Below are 5303 nucleotides of genomic sequence, written 5' to 3' on the forward strand. Positions count from 1 at the left end.
ACGGTCGACGCGGCGAGGACGGCGGCCGCGACGGCGACCGGCGGGCCGGGGAACTCGGACGCGACGCCGGCGAGGAGCAGCGCGAACGCGTTCGCGTGGAGACCGGGAATGAGGCCCGAGCAGGTCCCGAGGCAGACGCCGACGACCACACCGAGGAGGGCGGCGGTCGTCGGATCCGCCGTGACGGGCGACGCGAGTGCCGCCGCTTGAGCGAACAGGGAGACGACTGCCCCGCCGGTGAGGAACATCGCGCCGAAGTGGCCACGGCTTCCGGTATGAAGCTACGCGCTCGGCACCGACACAGACACCGACTGCGCCGTGGCCCGCGTCCGAGTCGTTGGGCGTGCGACCGACGCCGCCGCTGGTGAGTTGCGTCGAAAGAAATCGGAGTTTCGAAGCGAGCGTCGCCGCGGATGCGGCGGGGTCTCGCGGGAGTTAGCCGAAGAGCGCGCCGAGGCCCTCGCCGTCGGCTTCTTCGTCGTCGTCGTCGTCGCCGCCTTCGTCAGCGGCCTCTTCTTCGGCGTCTTCCTCGTCGTCGTCGTCAGCGGCCTCGACCTCGCCACCGGCGGAACCGCCCGCGGCGGGCGCGGGGGCAGCGGCGGCCGTCTCGATGGCCTCTTCGATGTCGACGTCCTCGAGCGCGGCGACGAGCGCCTTGACACGGGACTCCTCGACATCGACACCGGCGGCCTCGAGGACCGCGGTGATGTTCTCTTCGTTGACCTCTTCGTCCGACTCGTTCAGGATGAGCGCAGCGTAGACGTATTCCATTGTTGTGTACCTTGTGTGTTGTTAGAACAGGGAGCCGAGGGCGTCGCCAGCGTCTTCGTCGTCGCCGTCGTCTTCGGCGGCGTCTTCGTCGGCGTCGGCGTCTGCCTCGTCGGCGTCCGCTGCTTCTTCGTCAGTCGATTCTTCTTCCTCGGCGGCACCCGTGTCAGCCGCGGACACGCCGCGGAGTTCCTCGGGAAGCGCCTCTTCGTCGTCGATGTTCGCCGCGAGCGCCCGAAGCTGGGCGTCCGCCTTCGAGATGAGCTCGGGCATGAAGTCCGGGCTCTCGATGTTGGCGAACAGACCGACGGCCTTGGCCTCGCTCGTCGCCTTGGCGATGAGCGTCGGCGCGGTCTGGGCGGTCGGGTAGACCGCGTTGACCGACAGGTTCGTCGCGGCGGAGACGGCCGACTGGATGTCGGCGCGGTACTCGTCCACGTCGATGGCGAGTTCGTCGGGCTCGAACAGGACGCCTTCGGAGAAGACGCCGCGGAGGTCGAGACCGACCTCCTTGGGCTCGATGCCGAGTTCCGCCAGGACGTTCGCGAGTTCCTCGGAGACTTCCTCGCCCGCGGAAAGGACGTTGGAGTCTTCCGTCACCTTGATCGAGCCGTCCATGATGCGGGCGGACGCCCCGACCTGCTGGAGTTCGCCGACGAACGGACCCGGGTCGACACCGGTGTCACCCTCGGGGATGACGATGTCGTTCGGGGCGACTTCACCGGCGTTGATGGGCGCGGGCGTCTTCGACGCCTCGAGCTCCTTGTACAGGGCGAACGGGTTGTCGTTCGTGCCGATGAGGGCGACCTGCCCGGCGATGTACTCCTTGAGTTCCTCGAAGCCGTCGTCGACTTCGTCGAGCGCGCGGTTCGCGAGCGTGTTACGGCTCATGCGCACCGCGGCCGAGCCGTGAAGCTCGCGGCGCATGGCCTGGAGCTGGCGGCTCGGGATGCCCGCGACGCCGACGACGCCGACGGATTCGTAGGATTCGATGAAGTCGACGAGCTCGTCGACCTCTTCACGCTTCCACTGCGGGATAACCTCGGTCTGCCGAACCTCGGACTCGCTCATGCGGGCACCTCCACGGACGGCCCCATCGTCGTCTTCACGTAGACGGAATCGATGTTGAGCGGGCCCTTTTCGAGCGTCGCTTCGAGACGACGGACGATGACGTCGATGTTCTCCGCGATCTCGTCGGGCGTCATGTCGTCTGCGCCGACGCGCGTGTGGAACGTACGACGGTCACGCGAGCGGAGCTGCACCGTGTTCTTCATCCGGTTCACCGTCTCGACGACGTCGTCGTCGGGCTGAAGCGGGGTCGGCATCTTACCACGGGGACCGAGCACGGTACCGAGGTAGCGACCGATGTCCTGCATCAGTCCAGCCTCGGCAACGAAGAAGTCGGTCTCGTCGGCAAGGTCTTTCGCCGCATCGGTGTCGTCGCCGAAGTCTTCGAGCTCATCGGGCCCGAGAACTTCGTCGGCGACATCCTCTGCGCGGAGCGCGGTTTCACCGGTCGCGAACACCACAATCTGGGTGTCCTGGCCGGTGCCAGACGGGAGCACGATGCTCTCGTCGACACGCTTCGACGGGTCGTTAAGATCTAAGTCTCGCAAGTTCACGGCGAGGTCAACCGTTTCGCGGAAGTTCCGCCCGGGTGCCTCGTCGAGTGCGCGAGAGACTGCGTCAACTATTGTGTCTGCCATTATTCACCTCCGTAGTACGCAGGATTGCTCCTACGGGTCAGTGAAACAGGCTACTGCCTGCCTCGTCCGGCAGGACGAGTAGGCTCAACTTAAGTCCGTCGAACTACGGGAGCCGAAACCCCCGAATTCGGGGGTTTCGCGTGCCACAGCCACACATGCGGGCTGGCGAGCACGCGAGCGATTCGAGGTCGTCGACGGTCGGGCCGCTCCGGGTCGAATCGGGTCGGTGGAGAGAAGAAAGCGGGCCGAGTCGACTCGGCCCGACGGAAAGGGCGGTTCGAACCGCCGAGACGGTTCCGAGACGATTACTCGTCGTCGAAGTGGTCGTCGAAGTCGCCGCCGTCGATGCGCTGTTTGAACGTGCGGGCGTCTTCGCCCTCGATGGTGACGCCGAGGGACGCGCACGTCCCGGCGACCTCCTTCGAGGCGTTCTTGAGGTCGTACGAGAGCAGGTCAGAGGACTTCTGCTCTGCGACCTTCTTCAGCTGTTCGATGGACATGTCGGCGACGAAGTTCTTCTGGGGTTCGCCGCTGCCGGTGTCGAATCCGACTTCGTCCTTGATGAGCGCCGCCGTCGGCGGGACGCCGACTTCGATGCTGAACGAGCCGTCGTCGTCGTACTCGACGGTGACGGGGACTTCCATGCCGTCGAAGGCAGCCGTCTGGTCGTTGATGTCGTTGACGACGTCCTGCACGTCGACGGGGGTCGGGCCGAGTTCCGGGCCGAGCGGCGGACCGGGGTTCGCCTTCCCGCCGGGAACGAGTACTTCGATAGTTCCAGCCATACGTGGAAACACCGTGTGGCGACTTTTAACGGTTTTCTTTCGCCCGGAGTCGTGTGCGACAACTACGCACAGCGCGCGGGACCACCGTCCGCCCGATTACAGTTCGACGCCGAACGACTCCACGTCGCCCGCGAGCGCGGCCATCGTCCCGAGCAGTTCGGCCACGTCGTCGAGGTCGCTCGTGGAGACCACTTCGACGGGCGTGTGCATGTAGCGGTTCGGGATGCCGATGTTGAGCGAGGGGATGCCGGAGCGACTCGTGTAGAAGGCGTCCGCGTCGGTGCCCGTGCGGATGCCGGCGGCCTGTAACTGCACGCCGATGTCGGCCTGCGCGGCCGCGTCACGGGCGAGTGAGACGACGTTCGGGTGGTTCGCGCTCCCGCGAGAGACGACCGGTCCCTCGCCGAGTTCGACGGGGCCTTTGCGCTTGCCGGGCACGTCGGGGTTGTCCGTCGCGTGGGTCACGTCGACGGCGACCATCGCGTCGGGGTCGAGGTCGTAGCCGACCATCTTCGCGCCCTGGACGCCGACTTCCTCCTGAACGGTGCTGACGGCGTACACCGTCGCGTCCACGTCGGCCTCGACGGCAGCCCGGAGGCCCTCCGCGGCCGACCACGTGCCGACGCGGTTGTCCATCCCGTTAGCCGCGACGCGGTCGCCCGCGAGGTCGCGGACCCGCGCTTCGACCGTCACGGGGTCGCCCACTTCGACGTGGTCCTTCGCGTCGCCCTTGCTCGTCGCACCGATGTCGACGAACTGCTCTTCGAGGTCGTCGTACTCCTCGCTTCCCACGTCTCGGAGGTGGATAGCGGTCTGACCGATGACGCCCGCCACGTCGCCGCCGTCGCCGTGGACCGTCACGTGCTGGCCCTTCGAGACGGTGCGGTCCGCGCCGCCGATGGGGCCGATGCGGACGAAGCCATCGTCGTCGATGTCGCGGACGATGTAGCCGATTTGGTCCGCGTGGCCGGTGAACGCGATTTCGGGGCCCTCGCCGGTGCCTTCGTGGACCGCGACGGCGTTGCCGTAGTCGTCGACCGTTACGTCGTCGGCGAACTGCGAGACGTAGTCCACCCACACGCGCTGGCCGTCGACCTCGTAGCCGGACGGGCTGGGTGTGGTGAGCAGGTCTTCGAGGAAGGCGCGTCGATCGTCGTCCATACGAGACGTTCGCGGGCGGCGGGACAAGAACACAGCGAATCCAGCACACCCCACCGGGAGTCGCCGCGGAGCGATGCCGTCGCGTCCCGCGGCAGTCCGCACCGCCCCGTCGCCACAAGGCATATCCATCTTGTGAGCGTACTGATTGGTATGGCCGACTTCACCCTCTTCGAGGTCCACCTGCACGACGGATTCGAGTTCAGCCCGACCAACAGTTCGCCGCTCGTCTCCACGGGCCGCGGCGAGGATGCGCTCGAAGCCGACGACGAATCGCACGACGACTACGACGACTACGATGTCGAGTTCGACGACGACGAGGCCGACGAGGCCGAGTCGGGCGGCCGGCCCGGACTGGGGATACTCGTCGGACTGGTCCTCCTCGTCGGCATCGCGGCGGCGGTCCGGTACATCCGCGGCGGCGGCGACGACCTCGACGAACTCGCCGACCTCGACGACGACGAGGAACGCGACGAAGTCGAAATCGACGCCTGAGCCGGCGTCCCCGAAACCGTTTTTCTGCGACGTTCCCACCGACAGCCTTCACCGCCGACCACCGCCGGGTTCGACCGCGGTCGGATACCCTTAAGCGAATCCCGTAGCAACTCCGGGGTATGACCGTTTCGAGCGCTCCCGGCAAGGTGTACCTGTTCGGGGAGCACGCAGTCGTCTACGGCGAGCCGGCGGTCCCCTGCGCGGTCGAGCGCCGGGCGACCGTCACCGTCGCCGCCCGTGACGACGACCACGTCCGCGTCCGCGCCGAGGACCTGAGTCTCAACGGCTTCACCGTCGAGTACCGCGGCTCGACCGGCGACCGGCCCGACGTGGACGTTCCGGCACCGCTCGTGGAGGCCGCGATGGGCTACATCGACGCCGCGGTCGACCA

7 protein-coding genes and 1 pseudogene are annotated in these 5303 nt (G+C 67.1%); 2 read left to right on the forward strand and 6 right to left on the reverse strand.

Features of this window, described 5'->3' with window-relative positions; translation table 11 throughout:
* The 6 genes and pseudogenes from NKF06_RS19620 to NKF06_RS19645 form a co-directional block, all read right to left on the reverse strand.
* Positions 1-248 (reverse strand): annotated as a pseudogene (locus NKF06_RS19620) (hypothetical protein); the annotation flags it as partial.
* 187 nt (positions 249-435) lie between these two features.
* Entirely contained in the window at positions 436-771 is a 336-nt protein-coding gene (gene rpl12p, locus NKF06_RS19625) for a 50S ribosomal protein P1 (protein ID WP_050459769.1), read from the reverse strand.
* Positions 772-792: 21 nt separating this feature from the next.
* The gene (locus NKF06_RS19630; RefSeq protein WP_058828306.1) at positions 793-1839 is read right to left on the reverse strand and encodes a 50S ribosomal protein L10; all 1047 of its coding nucleotides are present in this window, start codon (positions 1837-1839) and stop codon (positions 793-795) included.
* On the reverse strand, positions 1836-2474 hold the full coding sequence (locus NKF06_RS19635) for a 50S ribosomal protein L1 (protein WP_004969375.1): 639 nt from the start codon (positions 2472-2474) through the stop codon (positions 1836-1838). The genes NKF06_RS19630 and NKF06_RS19635 overlap by 4 nt, the downstream gene beginning before the upstream one ends.
* A gap of 305 nt (positions 2475-2779) precedes the next feature.
* Positions 2780-3259 carry a 50S ribosomal protein L11 gene (locus tag NKF06_RS19640; RefSeq protein WP_058828305.1) on the reverse strand — a complete coding sequence of 160 codons (480 nt, stop codon included), beginning with the start codon at positions 3257-3259 and terminating at the stop codon, positions 2780-2782.
* A gap of 96 nt (positions 3260-3355) precedes the next feature.
* Positions 3356-4420 carry a M42 family peptidase gene (locus NKF06_RS19645; protein WP_058828304.1) on the reverse strand — a complete coding sequence of 355 codons (1065 nt, stop codon included), beginning with the start codon at positions 4418-4420 and terminating at the stop codon, positions 3356-3358.
* Positions 4421-4570: 150 nt separating this feature from the next.
* On the opposite strand from NKF06_RS19645, the gene NKF06_RS19650 reads away from it, so the two are divergent.
* The gene (locus NKF06_RS19650; protein ID WP_253246369.1) at positions 4571-4912 is read left to right on the forward strand and encodes a hypothetical protein; all 342 of its coding nucleotides are present in this window, start codon (positions 4571-4573) and stop codon (positions 4910-4912) included.
* 119 nt (positions 4913-5031) lie between these two features.
* Positions 5032-5303 (forward strand): galactokinase family protein (locus tag NKF06_RS19655; RefSeq protein ID WP_305882050.1); only part of this gene is annotated, 272 nt, incomplete at its 3' end.

Source organism: Haloferax sp. AB510 (assembly GCF_024136985.1).
Taxonomy (GTDB): Archaea; Halobacteriota; Halobacteria; order Halobacteriales; family Haloferacaceae; genus Haloferax.

Excerpts from the sequence above, each read along its gene's own strand:
- NKF06_RS19630 (WP_058828306.1), bottom strand. The coding sequence starts at position 1,839 with ATGAGCGAGTCCGAGGTTCGGCAGACCGAGGTTATCCCGCAGTGGAAG.
- NKF06_RS19635 (WP_004969375.1), bottom strand. The coding sequence starts at position 2,474 with ATGGCAGACACAATAGTTGACGCAGTCTCTCGCGCACTCGACGAGGCA.
- NKF06_RS19650 (WP_253246369.1), top strand. The coding sequence starts at position 4,571 with ATGGCCGACTTCACCCTCTTCGAGGTCCACCTGCACGACGGATTCGAG.
- NKF06_RS19640 (WP_058828305.1), bottom strand. The coding sequence starts at position 3,259 with ATGGCTGGAACTATCGAAGTACTCGTTCCCGGCGGGAAGGCGAACCCC.
- NKF06_RS19645 (WP_058828304.1), bottom strand. The coding sequence starts at position 4,420 with ATGGACGACGATCGACGCGCCTTCCTCGAAGACCTGCTCACCACACCC.
- rpl12p (WP_050459769.1), bottom strand. The coding sequence starts at position 771 with ATGGAATACGTCTACGCTGCGCTCATCCTGAACGAGTCGGACGAAGAG.